Below are 18401 nucleotides of genomic sequence, written 5' to 3' on the forward strand. Positions count from 1 at the left end.
TACCTGTACCTGGCCGCCGCCATCGTCACCGTCCGTCAACTCATCCAACGGGCACGGGTCCTCTACCGCTGGGATACCCGGCCCACCACCCGCCGACTCAAGTGACACCTATTGCCGGTCGCTCTTAAGCGACAGGGGACTTTGGACCTAATGCCGGCCTTTTTTGGCCTCAGCTCCGCAGCCTCCGACGGAACTATCGACGACCAGCCTGGCGTATCCAGTTACTGGGAGGCCGGCGCGGGCGCCGAAGTCTCCGTAGGGGCTCTCATATCCATCGGGTTCAAGGGCTTGTGGCCAGCCCGTGAATACGGCCGGCGGTATGGTTGGAGTTGGGGTCGGTGGCGGTTATACGGAGGGCAAGTCCAAAACCTGGTCAGGCCGCTGGTTTGACTGGCCATGGTGACCGAATTCGTTCAGGGTCGGTGAGAGCCTTGTCAGCTGAGCGGGCGCGCGCAGTCCGGAGTCGTAGGTCCTATCGATTGCTCGTGCTTTCCTGGCGAGGCGTGTTGATCTCGCTTGCCGGTGGCGTGCTGGCCCAGGGTTTGGCTACTGGTGGAATGATCGGGCGCGGCGCGTTATTGGTTGTAGTTCTTCCGTGCGCCCTCGTATTCGTTGTTTGCGTAGTTGCGGGGGTGGTGGCAACCATAGCCGAAATTCTGAATTTCTCATCAGTCCCGCTCGGAAGAGGGACAATTCAGCGCCAACTTCGTTTCAGCCGCATGTTCCTGGTGGATCTATTCACGCTCCGCGTTGGATTTCTCGGGAACAATTTCCACAGGGGATGATCCAAGGTGCCGGTAAATGCTGCCACCCAAGGCAAGATCGTTGGCTATCAGGGAAAAGATGTCGGCAGGCCCATCTACGAAACCACGTACAATGGCCATAACGTAAAGCTGGCCGTCACCGTCGGTGACAACGGCTTCGTATTCGGAGCGAACCTGCAGTCGGGACTTTACTGAGGCGATGCAGCGAATCAGAATGTTTCCAGAGTTCCGATGCTACCCCGTGTGGGTTCTCGGAAATGACGGGCTGTGGAATGACACCGACCCAACGGAACTTCCAGTCAGCACTAGCCTTGCTACCGAGCTGATGCGCTGGTCCGATCGATTTGATTCGCTCTTCGCGTCGGGCGCATCGAGTTCCGTAGGGTTTGCAAGTGGGCAGGAGGACGAAGAGTTCGCCACGTGGGGCGAGAGCCTCGCTCGACGACTTCAAGGCGAACTCGGGGATGGTTACTTAGTCGCCTACGCGTATCACCCAGGGTAGAACTGCTGCTGCGGGGCCGGTCCCATTTGGGGTCGGCCCTGCTATTTGGTGGTCACTCCTCTTCCGCCCGTAACCCAACTTTCTTCAGCGCGGCAGGATTGAGGAAGCGTAAGGGCAGGGCTGCTGCTCGGAGCGCCAGCCGTCGTGGCGATCGTCCTCGCCGTCAGGCTTGGCGTGGCTGTGTTGGCCCATACTCCGCCCACCGGTGCTGGTGCGTCGGGGTCCGCGGCAACTGCCTGCTCCAGTTGGCGGAAGCCGGCCTCCAGGTCGTCGGGACTGAGCTGCGCGAAGAACGAGAGAGTACGCAGGCGCAGCCGGTCGAGCATGTCGCCGCAGGTGCCCGAGGACGGCTCGGTGACCGTGTCGAAGCTGGCAACGTGCCAACCCACCGACGTGAACATCGCGATGACCTCATGCAGGGGCTGGAACAGGGAGGCGTCCACCTCGTAACCGCGGGGGAAGTACTCCAGCCACCACGGCCGCGGATGGTGGTCGCTGAAGTTCGCGCGCAGTAGCAGCCGCCCGCCGGGCTTGAGCACCCTGGCCAGCTCCCGGGCTGCCCGGGGCTTGTGCTGGACGTGGTGCCAGGACAAGAACATGAGAGCGTAGTCGGCGCTGCCGGACGGCACCGGCATGTCCTCGGCGGTGCCTGCCAGATACCGCACACCGGGATGCTGGGACTGCTTCTGTGCAATCTCGCGCATCCGGACCGAGGGCTCGACGCCGGTGACGGGCCCGAACGCTCCTGCCAGCGCGGGCGTGAACCTGCCGGTCCCTGAGCCGACGTCCAGCCCCGCCAGCGGACGCCGCTCGGGCAGTACCGCTTCAAAGGCGCTGATCCACTCATGCAGTTGCTGCTGGGCGAGCGCGCGGCCGCGCGCGTAGTCCTGGTACTGCTCCGTGTCGTAGTCGATCGACCTCATCGCACCTCCCCGTCAACCGGGTGACCGCAAGCGCCGCCCCGATATATCAAGCCGATACATCGGGCCGATATTCGTCGTCGAGTCACGCCACAAGTCGCCGACGGAGCGCACGTGGACTCGCGCCGACTATGGTTCAGAAGGTCAGGGGTTCGAACCCATTCGGGCGTACGAGATCAAGAGGCGTCTGACCTGCCGGAAAGCGGTCAGACGCCTCTTGTCAATCGATGTCGGTGGACCGCACCGAGTCGCTACGCGCGAGGGGCGGCCGGTTCTGCGGGTCGGCGACGGGTGGCCAGCCGCGACAGTGCGAGCGCGCCGACGAGCAGGCCGAAGTCGCGCAGCGCCACGTCGTAGAACTCGCCGAGCAGCAGAAGGTTCACGATGATGCCGGCCAGCCAGGCGGCCACCACGACAGCGCCGTACTTCGGCCGCGCCGCCACAAGGAGGCCGGCCAGGACCTCGATCACGCCAACGGCGTACATCGCCTGCTGCCCGGTGCCCGGGACGAGCCGGTCAACGAAGGGCGCGAGGTAGGTCGGCCAGTCGGCCAACAGGTTGAAGAACTTGTCCAGGCCGAACGCGATCGGCGCCACCGTGAAGACGGTGCGCAACAACAGGAACGCTTGTTGGGCAGGGTCTCCTGCGCGTGCGGTCAGCCGAGCGATCGTTGACGAGCCCGATGCGATGGTGGCCACGAGGGTCTCCAATCTTCTAGAAACGTGTTGTTCGTCTCTTAGAAACGCTAGGGGCGTGCCCTTCTAAAGTCAACAGACGCGTGTTTTACACTTCGGTCATGGCTCCTCGCCCCCGGCCCGACCGAATCGCCGCCCTGGCCGCCCTCGACGACCCGACACGCCGAGCCGTGTTCGACTTCGTCGCCCGCAGCGCGATGGCGATCAGCCGTGACGCGGCGGCTGAGGGTCTGGGCGTCAGCCGGCGCGTCGCCGCATTCCATCTCGACCGGCTCGCAGAGCAGGGCCTGCTGGCCGTCGAGTACCGCCGGCCAGCGGGCCGCACGGGGCCCGGCGCGGGTCGCCCCGCGAAGCTGTACCGGCGGATGGCAGGCGAGGTGGCGGTGTCGGTGCCCGAGCGGCACTACGACCTCGTCGGCGGGTTGCTCGCGGCGGCCGTGGCAGAGTCGATCGACACCGGGGTTCCCGTCCGAGAGGTGCTGGACCGGACGGCCTATGAGGCCGGCAGATCGATCGGCGCGGCGGCCGACGATGTCGTGGCGGCGCTCGAGGAGGCCGGCTACGAGCCACGGCGCCAGGATCACGACGGCGCCACTCTGGCCCTGGGCAACTGTCCGTTCCATCGGCTCGCCCAGCAGTTCACGGCACTCGTGTGCGGGGTGAACCTTCAGCTGCTGCGGGGCGTCACGGACGGTGCGGGCGAACAGCACCAGGTGGTGCTCGATCCGAGCCCGGACCACTGCTGTGTGCGGCTGACGCCGGCAGCACGCTGAGCCGGCGCCTCCGGCGCGGGTTCCGCGCGTCTCTGCCTCGGCACGTGACCGGGGCTGTCAGGCTACGGCGATGTCGGCTGCCGTGGCCGGGGTGACCGGAGCGGCGGGGGCGGCCAGGGAGGCGAGCAGGGCCATCTTCTCTGCGCTGCTCGTGCCCGGTTGAGCGTGGTAGACAACGAGCAGCTGACCTTTGGCGCCGCCGATGCCGAGCTTCTCGCGGTGGAGAGTGAGGTCGCCGACCTGAGGGTGCTGGATGCGGGTGGGCATGCCCTCGCAGGTGCGGACGTCGTGCCGGGCCCAGAGTTGCCGAAATCGTGGGCTCGACAGGGACAGTTCACCGACGAGCTGGACGAATCGTGGGTCGTCGGTGTCGGTGCCCACCGCCCTGCGAAAGCTGCCGACCAGGTCTGCGGTGGCCTGGTCCCAGTCGGGGAACATCGCGCGCTCGGCCGGGTCGAGGAACACGGCCGTGAGCCGGTTCTGGCCGGCCTCCAGGTTGGGCGACAGCGCGCGGGCGAGGCTGTTGGCAGCGAGTACGTCGAAGTAGCGACTCTCGACGAATGCCGGTACGCCCATGACGTCGAGCAGTTGCCGGATGCTGGCCGGTGCGGTCTCGCGGCGGGGACGGCGTCGCCGGTGCCGGGGCTGCGGTGTGGCCAGGCTCAGCAGGTAGTCGGTCGCCGCGTCGTCGAGGCGCAGGACACGGGCGAGTGCCTCAAGGACCTGTATCGAGGGATTGCGGTCGCGGCCCTGCTCGAGTCGCAGGTAGTAGTCAGCGCTGATGCCGGCGAGCATGGCGACCTCTTCACGCCGTAGGCCGGCGACGCGTCGCACCCCGTCGGCGGGCAGGCCCACAGTGTCGGGCTGGACGAGCTCGCGGCGGGCCCGCAGGTAGCCCCCGAGCAGATTGTTGTCGCGCACCGTCCCCAGCTTAACCGCGTGAGGTCGCGGTCTGCCTGTCCCTGCCACTCCCAGGATCACCGGGGCTCAGCCTGTTCCACCTCGTCGGGCGGAGTGGGGCAGTCACCCGCTGGCGCCGCCGTCTGGCGCCCGCCTCGGCGCGAAGATCGCCCGATTTACGGCAACAGTGAGAGGAATCGTCATGACGCCAACCACAGTTCCCGGCGGGACGTTCACCAGGGGGGATCTGGTGGTCGCCCGGATGGGGTACGGCGCGATGCAGTTGGCCGGCCCGCACGTCCTCGGTCCGCCGGCCGACCGCGACGCCGCGGTGGCGGTGCTGCGCGAGGCCGTCGACCTGGGAATCAACCACATCGACACGGCCGACTTCTACGGCCCGTACGTCACCAACGAGATCATCAAGGAGGCCCTGCACCCGTATCCGAACGACCTGCACGTTGTGACGAAGGTCGGATCGGTGCGGGACGCCGAGGGGAACTGGCTGAAGGCGCTGGCTCCCGAGCAACTGCGCCACGCTGTGCACGACAACCTGCATCACCTCGGGCTCGACGTGCTCGACGTGGTCAACCTGCGCGTCGGCGGCTTCGACAGGCCCACCCCGGGCTCCATCTCCGAGCCGTTCGCCGCGCTCGCGCAGCTACAGCAGGAGGGGTTGATCAAGCAAATCGGTCTCAGCACGGTCAACGCCGAGCAGATCGCCGAGGCGCAGTCCATCGCCCCGATCGTCTGTGTGCAGAACTTCTACAACATCGCGAACCGGGACGACGACGACATGATCAACTCCCTCGCCGCCCAGGGCATCGCCTACGTGCCCTACTTCCCGCTCGGCGGCTTCTCCCCGCTGCAGTCCGCGGAACTGAACGCGGTCGCCACGCGTCTCGGCAACACGCCCATGGCCGTCGCGCTGGCGTGGCTGCTCCAGCGTTCCCCGAACATCCTGCTCATTCCCGGCACCTCATCCGTCGCGCACCTGCGGGAGAACTTCTCCGCCACCGCGCTGACCCTTCCCGAGGACGCGCTGGCCGAGATGGATGCCATCAGCGCCGGCTGAGGCGGGCGGTCACCAGGGAGAGGCACAGCAGCGCGACTGCGGCGCCCGCGGTGAAGGCCAGCACGGTGGCGGACGAGGCGGCCAGGCCGGCGAGAACCACCACCGGCACGATCCGGCACACCAGCGCCCAGCCGTGGTGCCCCGCGACCGCGAACGGGCGGGCCAGCACGACGAAGGCGACGCAGAGCGCCATGAAGCCCAGGCTGGCGGCGACCATGTGCACGGCGCCGGGGCCGCTCAACGCCGTGGCGGGCGCCTGCGGGCCGTCGGGGAATCCGGCGCCCGGATCCGCGGGGAAGATCGCGGCGACCAGGAACGTCCCGCCGAAGGCACCGACCAGCGGCGGTGCCCACCTCCGCGCGGAACCGTCCGGCAGCGCTCGGCGTAGACCCGTCGCGCCGGCGATCAGGAGGACGGCCGTGATCACGAAGTTGACCACCTGGATCCAGCCCCATGCACCGAGGCTGAGCTGACTGATCGCGTTGCGGCCGAAGTCGAAGCCGTCACGGGCGAGACCCTGCGCCGCGCCCACGGCGAGGAAGACCGGGCCCGCCGCGACACCGCAGCGGAGCAGCAGGAGGGTGGTGGGGTTGGAGGTGGTGGCGAATTTGGGTGCGGCCGAGGCGAATCCAGTGGTCACAGCGCGTACTCCCTTGTGATGGTCGCGGCGCCGGCGAACGCGGCGGCACCTGCGGGACAGCGGATTGACCCCTGTCCGGTGACCTTCACGATTCGCTACCGGCCACACCCCATCAAGGCGCGATCGCGCCTTCGTCGTTTACCCAGGGTCAACAATCCGAAGCTGGGGAGAGTTGTGTCTCGACGAGTGCCAGCAGGGCGGCGTGCGTCTGCTGATCTGCCGCCACGATGAGCCCGCCCGCTCCCGTGTGCAGCGGCTGGCCCTGGATGCCGGTGACCACGCATCCCGCTGCCTGGCACAGCGCGATTCCAGCGGCGAAGTGCACACTGTCCCGCAGGTCGCCGTCGGTCACGTACGCGGCTCGCCGGCCGGCCGCCACCCACGCCGCTGCCAGGCTGGTGGAGACCACGCGCGGGCGGAACCGCTCGACGAACCCCGCGTCGGCGAGCAGCCGCACAGCCCGGAACGCTGGCGCGTTCGGGAACGGTGGATCGAGGTTGACGTCCACCAACGTCGACTCGGCCGACGGCCTGAGCTGCTCGTCCACGCCGTCGCGGCGCACGTACGCACGAGTGCCGTCAGTCCAGAATATTTCTTCGGCGAACGGGTCGGCTGAGGCCGCCGCGGTGACTGTCGAACCCGTTCGTAGCGCGACGTTCACTCCCACCAGCATGGTGCGTGCGGCGTAGTTCAGCGTGCCGCACAGGGGGTCGACCAGCCACATCCGCTCGGCGACGCTGGCACCTGTGCGTCCGCTCTCCTCACCCGTGACGGCATCCTGCGGGCGGGTGGAACGGAGAACGTCGAGGATGGCCTTTTCCGCTTCGATGTCCGCAGCAGTGGCGAAGTCGCCCCCGGATTTGTCGAAGCGCGTCAGCGAGGCCCCGTACATGGTCCGCACGACAGCGGCTCCCGCCTCCGCTGCCGTGATCGCCACGTCTTCGTCTTTGATCAGTATGCGAGCAGGATTACACGGCTGCCGCCGCAGCTTCGTCCGGTGGACCGCCGAGCCGCCTGGACGCGGGGGGAGTTCGAGGTCTACGGCTTCCGGTCGGCGACGTACGTACCGCGAGCCGGGAGCGTCACGACGAGCCCTCGCTCCCGCAGTAGGCGGACGGCTGCCCGGACCGTGCCGCGAGCGACGCCGTACTCCTGCTGGAGGTGGGCCTCACTCGGGAGCGGCTGGCGTGGCTTGAGCTTCCCGCTCTCGATCTTCTTGGCGAGAAGATCCGCCAGTTGGATGTAGAGCGCCACCGGGGACATCTCGTCAACCATGAGCGAGACCTTATGAACGGCTTATACTAACTGGGCGTCGGGTACGGGTTAGACGTCTAGAGCCAGCTGTACGAGTAGGACGAGTTGGCCTAGGTTGGGAGGCGTCCGTAGGGAATGCACAGCAAGAAGGCGGTAGTGATGGGTCTTGACGAGGTACTGAGCCGGGTGCCGTTCAAGGTTGAGCTTGCGTCCTACTGCGTCCAGTTCCACGAGCGCAACGAATGCGGGGCCTGCACGATCCTCGTCTCGCCGATGCTGCCCTCACCCTCGACCGGTACCGCTCGGAGCGGCTGGAGCGGTACCGGCTGCTACGCAGGCGATCTCTCTAGGTGGGATGACCGGCAGTCGCACCTCCTGCGCGTGGCGATCGGTCTCAGGGTGGGCATCTCCGGGACGGGTACGGGGATTTCCTGATGGAGCGTCACCCGCCGTCCTGCCAGGCTGGGGCGATGACCGGCACCGACGCACGGGTCTCCCGCCAGCCGATCCGCATGGTGCGGACGGCCGCCGTCGGCGCCCCCATGCTCGTGCTGCTCTACGGCGTCCTGCGGATCATCGACGGCCTGGACGGCGACCACGGCTCGGGCTGGGCGTGGAACCTGGGTCATGCCCTGTTCCTGGTCGCGTTCGTGCTCTTCGCCGGTCTGGTCGTCGGTCTGCGGCGGCTGCTCGCGTCCGCCGGTGCCGCTGGTTCGAGCACCACGCCGCGCACCGGGCTCCGGGTGCTTCTGGATGTGGCGACGGCCGCCGGTCTCGTCGGCGTGGCCGCGTTCCTGTGGGTGATCCTCGGCGACCTCTTCCCCCGGCTGGCCGACGCCGCGCCACTGCCGGATCCGGCCATGGCGGCGGGGCCCCTGCTGTTCCAGTTCGGCCTGCTCACCCTGCTGGTACGCGCCGCTGTCGGCAGGCCGCAACTACTTCCAGGCTGGGGCCCGCCGCTGGTGCTGCTCGGCTTCGTGCCGATCGCCGTCAACCTGGACCTGCTGCCGATCGGCGCCGCGTTGATCCTCTCCGGACTCCTCCCCCTCTGGCACCGGGTCCACTGAGGGTCGGGCCGAATGGCGGTCGTATCGCACCGGGTCGCCCGGTCCACGAGCCGATCTCGCGGCGCTTTCTGGGCACCCGGCCGGGGGCTGGCGCCCGTCCGTGTCGAAAATTTTCGGTATCCAGCAGTGCTCTGCCGTCCCCATCTGCGGTGATCGATGGCGTCCCGGGTCTGGTGACGTCCTGGCTGATGGCACCAACGGGCGTCGAAGTTTCGGTAAGAACATTGACACTTTTCGATGACCGGGCGAACACGGCTGGACGATCGACGGTTACAACGCCGTCGGTCGCCCTTGTGGGTGAACGCTGCTCAGGCCCGGACCGGGCCCGTCCCGGAGCCGGCATGCTGCGACGGTGACGCCGGCACGGAGGGGGAATCCACATGGTTGACGGGGACGTGCCCGAGCAGATGCAGGCCGCGGCCTTCGACGAGTTCGGCGGGCCGGAAGTGATCACCCTGCGGATCCTGCCGGTGCCGGAGGTCGCCGACGACGAGGTGCTGATCAAGGTGTGGAACGCCGGCGTCGGGGTGTGGGACGCGTACGAGCGGCAGGGCACGCTGGTGCCCGAGGGCGCCGCATTCCCGATCGTGCCCGGCGCCGACGGTGCCGGAACCGTCGCCGCAGTCGGCGGCCAGGTGACCAACGTGGCGGTCGGTGACCTGGTCTACGTCGCCGCCACCACCCGGCCGAAGGGCGGCTTCTACGCCGAGTACGCCGTGGCGAAGGCGCAGTACGCCGCCAAGCTGCCCGAGGGTGTGTCAGCGCAGCACGCCGGCGCCATGCCCACCGACGCGCTGACCGCGCTGGCCGGGCTGGACGCCCTCGGTCTGCCGGCCGGCGCCTGGTTGCTGATCTTCGGCGCGAGCGGCGGTCAGGGCCACCTGGCCGTGCAGTTGGCCAAGCGACAGGGGCTCAACGTGATCGCCGTGGCTTCCGGGCCGGACGGCGTGGCACTGGTGACCCGACTCGGCGCCGACGTGTCCCTCGACGGCCACGGTGACCACACCCAGGTGATCGCGCGGATCCGGGAGGCAGTCCCGGACGGCGTGGGCGGGATCCTGGCGATGGCCGGCGGCGAGACACTGGACCGGCTCACTGAGACACTGTCCGACGGCGGGGTGGTCGCGTACCCCCACGGTGTGCAGCCGGAGCCGCGCGAGCGGCCGGGCGTGCCCGTCCGGGCGTACGACGGCGCGGCCAACCCCCAGCAGTTGCAGCGCCTCAACGAGCTCATCGAGGCGGGGCCGTTCGAGGTGCACGTCGCCGAGACGTTCCCGCTGGGCAAGGTGGTGGAGGCCCACCGGCGGCTGAAGACCTCCTTTCCGGGCAAGCTGCTGCTGACGGTCCGCTAGGGGCGAGGGCGATCACGGCCCGGCCGTCGCCAGGTAGCTGGCGAGGTGGCCGGCGGCCACCAGCATCGCGTGTCCTCGCGTGGCCAGCCGCTCCCGCCAGGCGTGCAGCGACGCCGCCAGCGGCCCCGGGCCGTCGGCCGCGCGTACCTGCCGCATCACGGTCGCGATGTGGTCCAGCAGGTAGCCGCCCCGGCGCAGGAGGTGCGCCAGCTCGGCGTCGCGGACGTCCTCGGGGCCGTACTGCCGCTGCCGCGAGGGTCGGTCGCGCGCCGGGGACAGGACGCCGGCCCGCTCCCACTTGCGTAGCGTCGCCGGCGTCACCCCGAGCCGGTGGGCGAGGTCGCCGACGGTCAGCGGTCGGCCGGGCGGGGTGGAGATCGGTGCGGCGGTGAGCACCCCGATGGTCGTCTCGACGGCGTCGAGCGTTTCGCGGTCGCGCAGCAGTTGCGCGTGACTGGTGTCGACGGCGCGCAGGGCGGTGTCCAGGTCGCCCCGGACGGCGGCCCGCATGATCTCGCCGGCCGTCGCGTATCCGTGCCCCGCGACGAGCGTCAGGTACGCGCGCAGCGCCGCGGCGTGCACCTCGGTGTAGACGCGGTAGCCGCTCGGCGTACGCCGGGCGGTGGGGATGACGCCGTCGCGCTCGTAGTTGCGGACGGCCTGGCTGGAGATGTTGTGCTCCCGGGCCAGGTCCACCGGCCGGTAGGCGTGTCCTGCTATTTGAGGGTTCAGCTCGGGCTCCAACGGCGGAAACGGCGAGAGTCTCAACGGGTGGTTCAACGATACGGTGAAGGTCATGGCTTCTTCATCCATGCCCGCCGCCTGGTCGTTCGACCTCGGTGCCGACGACATCGCCCAGCTCATCCTCGCCCTGCCCGAGGTGGCCCTCGTCCTCGCCGACGAAGCTTCCGGCGCCCCACGGTCCAGCTGGGGCGACCGGTTCTTCTTCGTCGGGCCGGACCGCCGCCGGCCGTTCGCCACCCTCGTCGGGCAGGACACCGCCGGCTTCGACGAGGACTCGGAACTCGACCGGCCCGGCGTCTTCCGGCTCAGCCTGGACCTCGGCCGGGAGGAGTTCGAGCGTCTGTTCGGCTACCCGCCGGCCCAGTCCGCCGAGCATCGTTCCGCGGTCGACTTCACGGCGCTCGATCAGGTCGTGCCCCATCCCGCCTACGGCACCCACGGGTGGGCGTGCGTGCTCAACCCGGGTCCGCGCAGCCTGACCGAGGTCGACCGGTTGCTCGCGCACGCGCATCACCGGGCGCTACGGCGCCACCAACGTTCGCTCCACCGGCAGCACCGCCCGGACTGATCCCACGCGCCGGCCGGCCCCGTCACCCCTCGGATCGGTCCCGGGGTCGCGGGACGCGTACCGACGCCATGCCGGCCGCGGTGGCGGCCTGGATGCCCAGGTCGGTGTCCTCGAAGACCAGGCAGGAGCCCGGGGGTACGCCGAGGTGCCCCGCCGCGAGCAGGAAGGCTTCCGGGTCGGGCTTGGCCCGCGTGTAGTCGTCGGCGCAGACCAGCACGTCGAACCGGTCGAGCAGGCCCAGCGCGTCGAGGGAGGCGGTGACCGAGGCGCGGGTGCTGCCGGAGACGACAGCGAACGGGACCCGCCGGTGCGCGTCGTGGATGTGCGCCAGCACCTCGGGCACCGCGGCGAGCTGCGGCAGCAACTCCTGGTAGTAGCTCTCCCGGCGCTCGACGACGGTCGCCACCGGCATGGCCAGGTCGTGCTGCTCGTTCAGCTCGACGATGATGTCGACGGTCGGCCGGCCGCCCCACGCGTAGAAGAGGTCCTCGGGGAACTCGCAGCCCCACTCGTCCAGGGCCCGCCGCCAGGCCAGGTAGTGCAGCGGCATCGAGTCGACGATGGTGCCGTCGCAGTCGAACAGGTACGCCGCGAACTCGCCGGCTGGCAGAGGCAGACTCACCCGAGCAGGCTACAGCGGACGCCGCCAACCGGCGGATCCGCTCAGTCGGCCGGCTCCTCGGCGGTGACGGATTCCAGCCGGCGGAGCAGGTGCGCCCGTTCCGGCTCGGTGCCGACCAACGTCAGCGCGTTGCGGTACGCCGCCGCGGCCTCGCCGTACCGGCCGAGCCGGCGCAGCAGGTCGGCCCGGCTGGCCGGATAGAGGTGGTAGCCACGCAGCCGGGCATCATCGGCCAACTCGTCCAGCAGGGCCAGCCCGGCCTCCGGCCCGTCCCGCATGGCCACCGCGGCGGCCCGGTTGAGCGCGACGACCGGGGAGGGAACCAGCCCGAGCAGTACGTCGTAGAGCGCCACCACCTGGGGCCAGTCGGTGCTGGCCACGTCGGCGGCTTCGTCGTGCAGTGCGGCGATGGCGGCCTGTAGCCCGTACGGCCCGGGTGGTCCGCCGGTCAGCGCGACGAGCACCAGCCGGCGCCCCTCGTCGATCATGCGGTGGTCCCAGCGTCCGCGGTCCTGGTCATCGAGGAGGACGATCCCGCCGTCCGGCCCGGTACGCGCGGCGCGCCGGGCGTGGATGAGCAGCATCAGCCCGAGCAGCCCGGCGATCTCCCGTTCGGCGGGCAGCAGCCGGCGCAGGATCCGGGCCAGCCGGATGGCCTCCTCGGCGAGGTCGGTCCGCTGGAGATCCGGGCCGGAGCTGGCGGCGTACCCCTCGGTGAAGATCGAGTAGACCGCCTGGAGCACCGTGGGCAGGCGTTCGGGTAGTTCGTCGGTGCCCGGCACCCGGAACGGGATGCGGGCGTCGCGGATCTTCCGCTTGGCCCGGACGAGTCGCTGGGCCATGGTCGCGGGTGGCACCAGGAACGCCCGCGCGACCTCGGCCGTGGTGAGGCCGGCGAGGAAGCGCAGGGTGAGCGCGCCGCGGTCCTGTGCGGGCAGGGCCGGGTGGGCGCAGGTGAAGAAGAGCGCCAGCCGGTCGTCGGGCAGGTCGCGGTCCGCGTCGGCGGGTGGAGCGGGGTCCGTCCGCTCGGCCTCGGCCTGGAGTACGGCGAGCCGGGTGGCCAGCACCCGGTCGCGGCGCAGCCGGTCCACGGCGCGGCGGCGGGCCGTGGTGAGCAGCCAGGCGCCCGGCCGACTCGGGACGCCGTCGGTCGGCCAGTGCACCAGCGCCGCCTCGATGGCCTCGGAGGCGACCTCCTCGGCCAGGTCGAGGTCGCCGAAGCGATGCACGAGCGAGGCGAGCAGCCGGCCGCGCTCCTCGCGGAACACCGCCTCGACGGACGACCCGACCGGCCTCGTCCCGGCTGCCCCCTCGTCGGGCACCGTCAGACCTCCACCTCGATCTCGGCGATCGGGCGCACCTGGACCGACCCGCCGCCGAGGGCACCCGGGCTGCGGGCCGCCCATTCCAGCGCGGCGTCGAGGTCCGGCACGTCGATGATGTCGTACCCGCCGAGCACCTCGCGGGTCTCGGCGAACGGCCCGTCGGTGATCGTGCGTTCGCCGGCCGGGCCGACCTGCACGGTCGTGCAGCTGGTCAGGTCCTGCAAGGGGTACCCGGACACCCAGATCCCGGCGTCCTTCATCTCCCGGTCGTAGCGGATCCAGTCCTCGAAGTCGCACCCGTCGACGGGCGTGTCCCAGTCGGTCGTGGGGCTCATGAACAGCAGCATGTACTTCACGCTTCGGCTCCTCTCGGTGCGGCTTGTCGCCGTACAGCATGACGACGAACGGGCACCGGGGACATCGACACGGCGGCCGGAAACTTTTCCGAGGCTCACGGAGCGACCGGCTGCGCTGCTTCGCTGTGCGGGCCGCGTCGGTCGATCCGCCGCTCGTACCAGGTCACGCCGATCAGGAAGACGGTCAGCAGGGCGAGCGCGGCCAGCGCGGGCAGGGACCGGCCGATCGGCAGCAGGGCCAGCGGCACCAGCGCGACGACGACCTGCGCCGGGTGCACGGCGCGGACGGTGAGCCGGCGGAAGAGCAACCGTGCGAGCAGGTAGAGGGCGGCGCCACCGTAGAGGGCGGTGGCGACGACCCAGCCCAACCGGGTGCGGCCCTCGTTCTCCCCGGTGAGATGACCGAGGACCTGCTCGATGCCGAGCGCGACGTAGATCGCACCGATGATCAGGGGCGCGTGCACGAGGCCGTACGCGTCACCGGCAACGTCGGACCGCCGCTCGCGCGGCACCAGCATGATGGACTGCCGGGCGGCGGGCGCCAGTCGGTCGAAGTAGAGCCACCACAGGCAGACCGTGGTGACGAGGCCGAGCAGCGCCGCCACCAGGCCGCCCCCGCCCGGCGCCATCGACCTCGGCCCCGCGCCTGCCGCGATCAGCGATTCGCCCAGCGCGATGATGAGCACCAGGCCGAGCCGTTCGCTGAAGTGGTCCAGACTCCGGAGCGGCCACGGGCGGTAGGCGGACGCGAGCCGGGCGCCGCCGATGTCCACCAGGAGCGCCAGCGTCCAGAGCGCCGTCTGGGCGGCGCCACCGAGCAGCGCACCGACGATGAGCGGGAGCCAGGCCGCCGTCGCCGGCACGGCGAAGAACCGGAGCGTCGAGCGCAGCGGCGGGTCCGTTGCGCTCACCCAGAACAGCACCCCGAGCTGCACCGCCCTGGTGACCAGGTAGGCCAGGGCGAGGGTGAGCGGCGCGTCGAACAGCTCCGAGCCCTGCCGCCACGCGTCCGGCAGCACGGACGTCTCCTGGACGCCGATCACGCTGGACGCGCCGGCTCAGGCCGGGGCGTCCGTTCGCCGCCGGCTTCGCTCGGCCCGCCGCCGCATCTGCTGGTACGCGCCGGTCAGCCCCATCGCCCGGCGGACCTCGACCAGCGTCTGCCGGACCTCCTGGCGGGTCCGTTCGGTGCCCTCGACGATCAGCCGGTCGACCAGCCCGCGGTCGGCCTCGATCGCGGCCCGACGGTCCCTGATCGGCTCCAGGAACCGCTCCAGCGCGACGATCAGCCGCTCCTTGACCTCGACGTCGCCCACCCGCCCGGCCCGGTAGCGCCCGGCAAGGTCGGCCACCTCGTCACGATCGGGGTTGAACACCTCGTGGTACGCGAAGACCGGGTTGCCCTCCACCTTTCCCGGCACGTCGGCCCGCACCCGGTTCGGATCGGTGTACATGCCGAGCACCTTGCGACGCACCGTGGCCGCGTCGTCGGAGAGGGCGATCGTGTTGCCCCGGCTCTTGCTCATCTTGGCCGCGCCGTCGGTGCCCACCAGGCTCGGCGTGCCCGCCGGGATCAGTTCGGGGACCGGGAAGACCGGGCCGTACAGGTGGTTGAACCGGCGGGCGATCTCCCGGGTCACCTCGACGTGCGCCGCGTTGTCCCGGCCGACCGGGACCACCTCCCCCTTCACACAGAGGATGTCCGCGGCCTGGAGCACCGGGTAACCCAGCAGCCCGTACGGCATCTCCTCCTTGCCGGCGTCCCGGGCCATGTCCTTCAACGACGGCACCCGCTCCAGCCGGGGCACGGTCACCAGGTTCTGGAGGAGGGTGTTGAGGTCGCCGACCTCCGGAATGGCGGACTGGAGGTAGAAGGTGGCCCGCGCCGGGTCGACGCCGGCGGCGAGGATGTCGGTCACCATCTCGCGGGCGTTGCCGGAGACCCGGTCGATGTCCTCGCGGCGGTTCCTGGTGGTGAGCATGTGCAGGTCGGCGATGATGAAGAAGCTCTCGTAGCGCCGGTGCAGCCGGACCCGGTTGGCGATGCTGCCGACGTAGTGGCCGAGGTGCAGGCGGCCGGTGGGCCGGTCCCCGGTGAGCATTCGTGCGTTGGACATGGTGGTGTGCCTCTCGTGCGGGAAGGTGGGTCACGCGTGGGCGCGCGCCGAGCGGGGCGGGTTCGCCCCCTCGGTCAGCGGGATCGGCTCAGCGAGCCGTCCGCCATCGCGCGCCGGCGCGGTACCGCAGACCACCGGCACGGAGTACGTCCAGGAGTTGCTCACGGCCATCGCCGGAGCTGGTCGGGAAACCGGGCACGACACCGAGCGGGAGGCCGTCGACCATGTCGACCGCGTCTGCCGCGCTCCTGCCCGTCCGGACCACGGCTTCACGCTACCCGTGTCACCGCGCCTGTCGTGGCCGGTAGCTCTCGGCGTAGTAGCTGCCGACGCGTTCCCGGTACTCCGGGCCGGCCGAGTCCGGGTCGAACGGCGGAGCGTCCTTGATCTCCTGCCGTGTCAGGTCGACCCGCACGCTGCGCTCCAGGTGGTCCACCCTGGCCACCGTGCCGGCCGGCAGCAGCACCTTGTGGCCGAGAATCCACGGCCCGGTGTCGACCACCAGGTACTGCGCGTCCGCCTCGTTGCTCGCCTCGTCGATGGTGCCGATCCGCCCGTCGCTCGCCTGCACCCGGTAGCCGACCAGGTCGACCGGTGTGCCGGGGCCGGGAGCGTCCGGCCCTTCATGCCCACCGTCGGAGCCCTCCGGCGGGGTCACCGACGGTGTGGTCTGCGCGTACCCGCCGGCGAGGGCGGACGGGTCGCGCCAGGCCCAGGGATTGAAGATCGACGGTTGCACGGGCACCTCCGGTGACGGTCCTCGTTCCTACCGTTCCGCAGTGCCCACCCCACTGTCGCCGGAAACAGTTCGGCAATTTCGAGTTCATGGAAATGCCGGCTGCGAAATACGTCATAGCCGTTGAGCGCGGATGACCGGCAGCGACAACGCCCAGGTCAGCGGGGCCATGCCCCACGTCCCGCACAGCGGCCGCGGCGGTGCTGTCCGACCGGCACATTCGATCGCGGGCTCGCCGCCGACCATTCTGGCCCCGCATCCAGGCAACGCCGAAAAGGGGGACGCAGATGTACCGCACCATTCGACGTGTCGGCGCCGTGCTGGGCCTCGTCACCGGCACCGCGAGCACGGCGCAGGCAGGCACGCTCGATCCGCAGTCCCCACAGGCGCTCTGTGGGCTCGGCTACGCCCCGGTCGACCAGGACCCGATTCGGGACGCGCAGACCGGCAGCCGACTCGGCACCGTCCATCTGCTCTACAACCGGGTCACCGGGTTCGCCTGCACGGCGACCGTGAAGTCGGCCTACCCGGGCACGCTCACCCGCACGCGGGTCTACCTCGCTCTCGAGTACCTGCCGACGCAGGTCGACGACGGCGCCAGGCTTCACCCGGCCGGTCCCGTCCGGGCGTACGTCCGGGGCGGCTGCACGATCTGGGGCGGCCTGATGGCCGACCCGGGCGCCGCCGTCCATCACCACGACCGGGCCAACCCGGCGATCGGTGGCATCGGGACCTGCTTCTGAGTCACCCGGCGAACGCACCGGTCCACCTCGTACCGGTTCACCTCGGCGTTCCGGCCCGTGACCAGCTCCGCTGGCATACTCGGCTGCCATGGTGCTGTCGCGAGGGTGGGCTCTCTTCCTGGTCGGAGTCGGGATCTGGACCTGGGTGATCTGGCCGAGGTTCGCGGTCGCCATCTGGCAGGACCCGCGCTCCTGGACGTCCGGTGCGGTGGGGGACGGCTCGCCGACCAGCTTTCTGTGGGTGCACGCCCTCCTGATCGTGGCGTCCCTGGCGATCGGCACGACCGTCGGAGTCCTCGGCGTCAGCGCCTGGTTCGCCGCCCGCCGGCGCCAGGACCGTCCGGCCGCCTGACGGCCTTCGCCCACCGTTGGCACAGGATCCCCGTGGTCCGGTCACTGTCGGTGAGGCCGGAGAGCCCCGTTGCGCAGGCGGCGCCGACCCTTCGAGGGCCGGTCCGACGGTTTGACCTGGGGATACTTCTCTACGCAGCAAGTGTGACGCGGGACGCTACCCCCGGATTTGACGATCAAACCCACGGACGCGTAACTTTCTCTCTGCCAGCGCGGAACGGGGCAAACGGGATGAAGTCCTGAAGCACCGAATCGGGCAGGCAGCCGGGTCAGGTAGGGGTTCGCTCCTGCGGGGCACGGTCCGGGCGGGGCTCGCCGAAACTGCCGCGAGGCGGATTTGGTGCAGCGGAACCGACCGGGTAGGGTTCACCACCGGCAGGGCACCGGGCGAGCTTGCGGGACACCGCAGCGGCCGGCCTGCCGAATCCGACGATCTGACGCAGCGGTTCGCTGCTGCGTGAGCGCGCCGGAACCAACCCGTACGAAGCATGACAGACCGGGACACACGGTTTGACACAGCGAAGACGGTGAGGTAACGTAGTAAAAGTGCCCGGCGCGAGTGAGCGACGGGGACGCGGACGGAAAGCCCCGAGATGGGGTCCCACCGGGTGGGGCTTTTGATCGGTGTGTGGTTGTTCTTTGAGAACTCAACAGGGTGCTTGAAAAGCCAGTGCCAATTATGATTTATACCCCGGACTGGTGATCCTTTTGGATTGCTGGTTGGGATTCCTTTGGCAACATTTGTTTGTTGTCAGGATGCTGTTCGACAAAGTTTTTTGTTGGAGAGTTTGATCCTGGCTCAGGACGAACGCTGGCGGCGTGCTTAACACATGCAAGTCGAGCGGAAAGGCCCTTCGGGGTACTCGAGCGGCGAACGGGTGAGTAACACGTGAGCAACCT

The 18401-nt window shown here is 69.8% G+C and carries 23 protein-coding genes, 1 rRNA gene and 1 pseudogene; 11 read left to right on the forward strand and 14 right to left on the reverse strand.

What is annotated here, in order from left to right; all coding sequences use genetic code 11:
• Together KBX63_RS33810 and KBX63_RS33815 are read left to right on the forward strand one after the other, a co-directional pair.
• A pseudogene (locus KBX63_RS33810) lies at positions 1 to 105 on the forward strand (IS5/IS1182 family transposase); the annotation flags it as partial.
• Positions 106 to 791: 686 nt separating this feature from the next.
• Positions 792 to 959, forward strand: a complete 168-nt coding sequence (locus tag KBX63_RS33815; RefSeq protein WP_210918504.1) for a hypothetical protein — start codon at positions 792 to 794, stop codon at positions 957 to 959.
• A gap of 348 nt (positions 960 to 1307) precedes the next feature.
• On the opposite strand, the gene KBX63_RS33820 is transcribed toward KBX63_RS33815, so the two are convergent.
• Positions 1308 to 2189 carry a class I SAM-dependent methyltransferase gene (locus KBX63_RS33820; RefSeq protein WP_210918506.1) on the reverse strand — a complete coding sequence of 294 codons (882 nt, stop codon included), beginning with the start codon at positions 2187 to 2189 and terminating at the stop codon, positions 1308 to 1310.
• Between the two features lie 248 nt (positions 2190 to 2437).
• The gene (locus tag KBX63_RS33825; RefSeq protein ID WP_210918510.1) at positions 2438 to 2884 is read right to left on the reverse strand and encodes a hypothetical protein; all 447 of its coding nucleotides are present in this window, start codon (positions 2882 to 2884) and stop codon (positions 2438 to 2440) included.
• A 98-nt stretch (positions 2885 to 2982) separates the two neighbouring features.
• Between KBX63_RS33825 and KBX63_RS33830 the strand changes: the two genes are divergently transcribed.
• Positions 2983 to 3654, forward strand: a complete 672-nt coding sequence (locus KBX63_RS33830; protein ID WP_210918513.1) for a metalloregulator ArsR/SmtB family transcription factor — start codon at positions 2983 to 2985, stop codon at positions 3652 to 3654.
• 57 nt (positions 3655 to 3711) lie between these two features.
• Here the strand turns inward: KBX63_RS33830 and KBX63_RS33835 are convergent, their stop codons facing one another.
• Positions 3712 to 4575 (reverse strand): helix-turn-helix domain-containing protein, encoded by an 864-nt coding sequence (locus KBX63_RS33835; protein ID WP_210918515.1) that lies wholly within the window; start codon positions 4573 to 4575, stop codon positions 3712 to 3714.
• A 181-nt stretch (positions 4576 to 4756) separates the two neighbouring features.
• On the opposite strand from KBX63_RS33835, the gene KBX63_RS33840 reads away from it, so the two are divergent.
• Complete coding sequence (locus tag KBX63_RS33840; protein ID WP_210918516.1) at positions 4757 to 5626, forward strand: aldo/keto reductase family oxidoreductase; 870 nt, start codon at positions 4757 to 4759, stop codon at positions 5624 to 5626.
• On the opposite strand, the gene KBX63_RS33845 is transcribed toward KBX63_RS33840, so the two are convergent.
• The 3 genes from KBX63_RS33845 to KBX63_RS33855 all read right to left on the reverse strand — a co-directional run bounded on the left by KBX63_RS33845 (position 5613) and on the right by KBX63_RS33855 (position 7541).
• Positions 5613 to 6266, reverse strand: coding sequence for a DUF998 domain-containing protein (locus KBX63_RS33845; RefSeq protein ID WP_210918517.1), 654 nt, complete (start codon positions 6264 to 6266; stop codon positions 5613 to 5615). The genes KBX63_RS33840 and KBX63_RS33845 overlap by 14 nt on opposite strands.
• A gap of 148 nt (positions 6267 to 6414) precedes the next feature.
• A complete protein-coding gene (locus tag KBX63_RS33850; protein ID WP_210918529.1) occupies positions 6415 to 7224 on the reverse strand; it encodes an inositol monophosphatase family protein in 810 nt (269 codons plus the stop codon).
• 80 nt (positions 7225 to 7304) lie between these two features.
• Entirely contained in the window at positions 7305 to 7541 is a 237-nt protein-coding gene (locus KBX63_RS33855) for a GntR family transcriptional regulator (protein ID WP_210918518.1), read from the reverse strand.
• A gap of 114 nt (positions 7542 to 7655) precedes the next feature.
• Here KBX63_RS33855 and KBX63_RS33860 point away from each other — a divergent pair, with 114 nt between their 5' ends.
• From KBX63_RS33860 to KBX63_RS33870, 3 genes are all read left to right on the forward strand, one after another.
• On the forward strand, positions 7656 to 7955 hold the full coding sequence (locus tag KBX63_RS33860; protein ID WP_210918519.1) for a hypothetical protein: 300 nt from the start codon (positions 7656 to 7658) through the stop codon (positions 7953 to 7955).
• Positions 7956 to 7990: 35 nt separating this feature from the next.
• A complete protein-coding gene (locus KBX63_RS33865) occupies positions 7991 to 8587 on the forward strand; it encodes a hypothetical protein (protein ID WP_210918520.1) in 597 nt (198 codons plus the stop codon).
• A 380-nt stretch (positions 8588 to 8967) separates the two neighbouring features.
• Positions 8968 to 9939, forward strand: coding sequence for an NADP-dependent oxidoreductase (locus KBX63_RS33870; protein WP_210918521.1), 972 nt, complete (start codon positions 8968 to 8970; stop codon positions 9937 to 9939).
• Positions 9940 to 9951: 12 nt separating this feature from the next.
• Here the strand turns inward: KBX63_RS33870 and KBX63_RS33875 are convergent, their stop codons facing one another.
• Positions 9952 to 10737, reverse strand: a complete 786-nt coding sequence (locus tag KBX63_RS33875) for a MerR family transcriptional regulator (protein ID WP_210918522.1) — start codon at positions 10735 to 10737, stop codon at positions 9952 to 9954.
• Here KBX63_RS33875 and KBX63_RS33880 point away from each other — a divergent pair.
• Complete coding sequence (locus tag KBX63_RS33880; protein ID WP_247663892.1) at positions 10736 to 11251, forward strand: DUF6194 family protein; 516 nt, start codon at positions 10736 to 10738, stop codon at positions 11249 to 11251. The two genes, KBX63_RS33875 and KBX63_RS33880, sit on opposite strands and share 2 nt — an antisense overlap.
• A 22-nt stretch (positions 11252 to 11273) precedes the next feature.
• On the opposite strand, the gene KBX63_RS33885 is transcribed toward KBX63_RS33880, so the two are convergent.
• From KBX63_RS33885 to KBX63_RS33915, 7 genes are all read right to left on the reverse strand, one after another.
• Complete coding sequence (locus KBX63_RS33885) at positions 11274 to 11873, reverse strand: HAD family phosphatase (protein WP_210918523.1); 600 nt, start codon at positions 11871 to 11873, stop codon at positions 11274 to 11276.
• 41 nt (positions 11874 to 11914) lie between these two features.
• A complete protein-coding gene (locus KBX63_RS33890) occupies positions 11915 to 13195 on the reverse strand; it encodes an RNA polymerase sigma factor (RefSeq protein ID WP_374102297.1) in 1281 nt (426 codons plus the stop codon).
• A 2-nt stretch (positions 13196 to 13197) separates the two neighbouring features.
• Positions 13198 to 13545 (reverse strand): YciI family protein, encoded by a 348-nt coding sequence (locus tag KBX63_RS33895; RefSeq protein ID WP_210918532.1) that lies wholly within the window; start codon positions 13543 to 13545, stop codon positions 13198 to 13200.
• 104 nt (positions 13546 to 13649) lie between these two features.
• Positions 13650 to 14573, reverse strand: a complete 924-nt coding sequence (locus tag KBX63_RS33900; RefSeq protein ID WP_210918524.1) for a low temperature requirement protein A — start codon at positions 14571 to 14573, stop codon at positions 13650 to 13652.
• A gap of 39 nt (positions 14574 to 14612) precedes the next feature.
• On the reverse strand, positions 14613 to 15671 hold the full coding sequence (gene trpS, locus KBX63_RS33905; RefSeq protein ID WP_210918525.1) for a tryptophan--tRNA ligase: 1059 nt from the start codon (positions 15669 to 15671) through the stop codon (positions 14613 to 14615).
• A 30-nt stretch (positions 15672 to 15701) separates the two neighbouring features.
• Complete coding sequence (locus KBX63_RS33910; protein ID WP_210918526.1) at positions 15702 to 15842, reverse strand: hypothetical protein; 141 nt, start codon at positions 15840 to 15842, stop codon at positions 15702 to 15704.
• A 112-nt stretch (positions 15843 to 15954) separates the two neighbouring features.
• Positions 15955 to 16410 (reverse strand): PRC-barrel domain-containing protein, encoded by a 456-nt coding sequence (locus tag KBX63_RS33915; protein ID WP_210918533.1) that lies wholly within the window; start codon positions 16408 to 16410, stop codon positions 15955 to 15957.
• Positions 16411 to 16694: 284 nt separating this feature from the next.
• Here KBX63_RS33915 and KBX63_RS33920 point away from each other — a divergent pair, with 284 nt between their 5' ends.
• The 3 genes from KBX63_RS33920 to KBX63_RS33930 all read left to right on the forward strand — a co-directional run.
• On the forward strand, positions 16695 to 17150 hold the full coding sequence (locus tag KBX63_RS33920) for a hypothetical protein (protein WP_210918527.1): 456 nt from the start codon (positions 16695 to 16697) through the stop codon (positions 17148 to 17150).
• Positions 17151 to 17238: 88 nt separating this feature from the next.
• Entirely contained in the window at positions 17239 to 17502 is a 264-nt protein-coding gene (locus KBX63_RS33925) for an SCO4848 family membrane protein (RefSeq protein ID WP_210918528.1), read from the forward strand.
• 775 nt (positions 17503 to 18277) lie between these two features.
• A 16S ribosomal RNA gene (locus tag KBX63_RS33930) occupies positions 18278 to 18401 on the forward strand; the annotation flags it as partial.

The sequence above is a fragment of the Micromonospora sp. U21 genome, from assembly GCF_018070045.1.
In the GTDB taxonomy this organism is placed as follows: domain Bacteria; phylum Actinomycetota; class Actinomycetes; order Mycobacteriales; family Micromonosporaceae; genus Micromonospora.

Excerpts from the sequence above, each read along its gene's own strand:
- KBX63_RS33820 (WP_210918506.1), bottom strand. The coding sequence starts at position 2,189 with ATGAGGTCGATCGACTACGACACGGAGCAGTACCAGGACTACGCGCGC.
- KBX63_RS33830 (WP_210918513.1), top strand. The coding sequence starts at position 2,983 with ATGGCTCCTCGCCCCCGGCCCGACCGAATCGCCGCCCTGGCCGCCCTC.
- KBX63_RS33840 (WP_210918516.1), top strand. The coding sequence starts at position 4,757 with ATGACGCCAACCACAGTTCCCGGCGGGACGTTCACCAGGGGGGATCTG.
- KBX63_RS33855 (WP_210918518.1), bottom strand. The coding sequence starts at position 7,541 with ATGGTTGACGAGATGTCCCCGGTGGCGCTCTACATCCAACTGGCGGAT.
- KBX63_RS33860 (WP_210918519.1), top strand. The coding sequence starts at position 7,656 with ATGCACAGCAAGAAGGCGGTAGTGATGGGTCTTGACGAGGTACTGAGC.
- KBX63_RS33865 (WP_210918520.1), top strand. The coding sequence starts at position 7,991 with ATGACCGGCACCGACGCACGGGTCTCCCGCCAGCCGATCCGCATGGTG.
- KBX63_RS33870 (WP_210918521.1), top strand. The coding sequence starts at position 8,968 with ATGGTTGACGGGGACGTGCCCGAGCAGATGCAGGCCGCGGCCTTCGAC.
- KBX63_RS33880 (WP_247663892.1), top strand. The coding sequence starts at position 10,736 with ATGGCTTCTTCATCCATGCCCGCCGCCTGGTCGTTCGACCTCGGTGCC.
- KBX63_RS33875 (WP_210918522.1), bottom strand. The coding sequence starts at position 10,737 with ATGACCTTCACCGTATCGTTGAACCACCCGTTGAGACTCTCGCCGTTT.
- KBX63_RS33895 (WP_210918532.1), bottom strand. The coding sequence starts at position 13,545 with ATGCTGCTGTTCATGAGCCCCACGACCGACTGGGACACGCCCGTCGAC.
- trpS (WP_210918525.1), bottom strand. The coding sequence starts at position 15,671 with ATGTCCAACGCACGAATGCTCACCGGGGACCGGCCCACCGGCCGCCTG.
- KBX63_RS33910 (WP_210918526.1), bottom strand. The coding sequence starts at position 15,842 with ATGGCCGTGAGCAACTCCTGGACGTACTCCGTGCCGGTGGTCTGCGGT.
- KBX63_RS33920 (WP_210918527.1), top strand. The coding sequence starts at position 16,695 with ATGTACCGCACCATTCGACGTGTCGGCGCCGTGCTGGGCCTCGTCACC.
- KBX63_RS33925 (WP_210918528.1), top strand. The coding sequence starts at position 17,239 with ATGGTGCTGTCGCGAGGGTGGGCTCTCTTCCTGGTCGGAGTCGGGATC.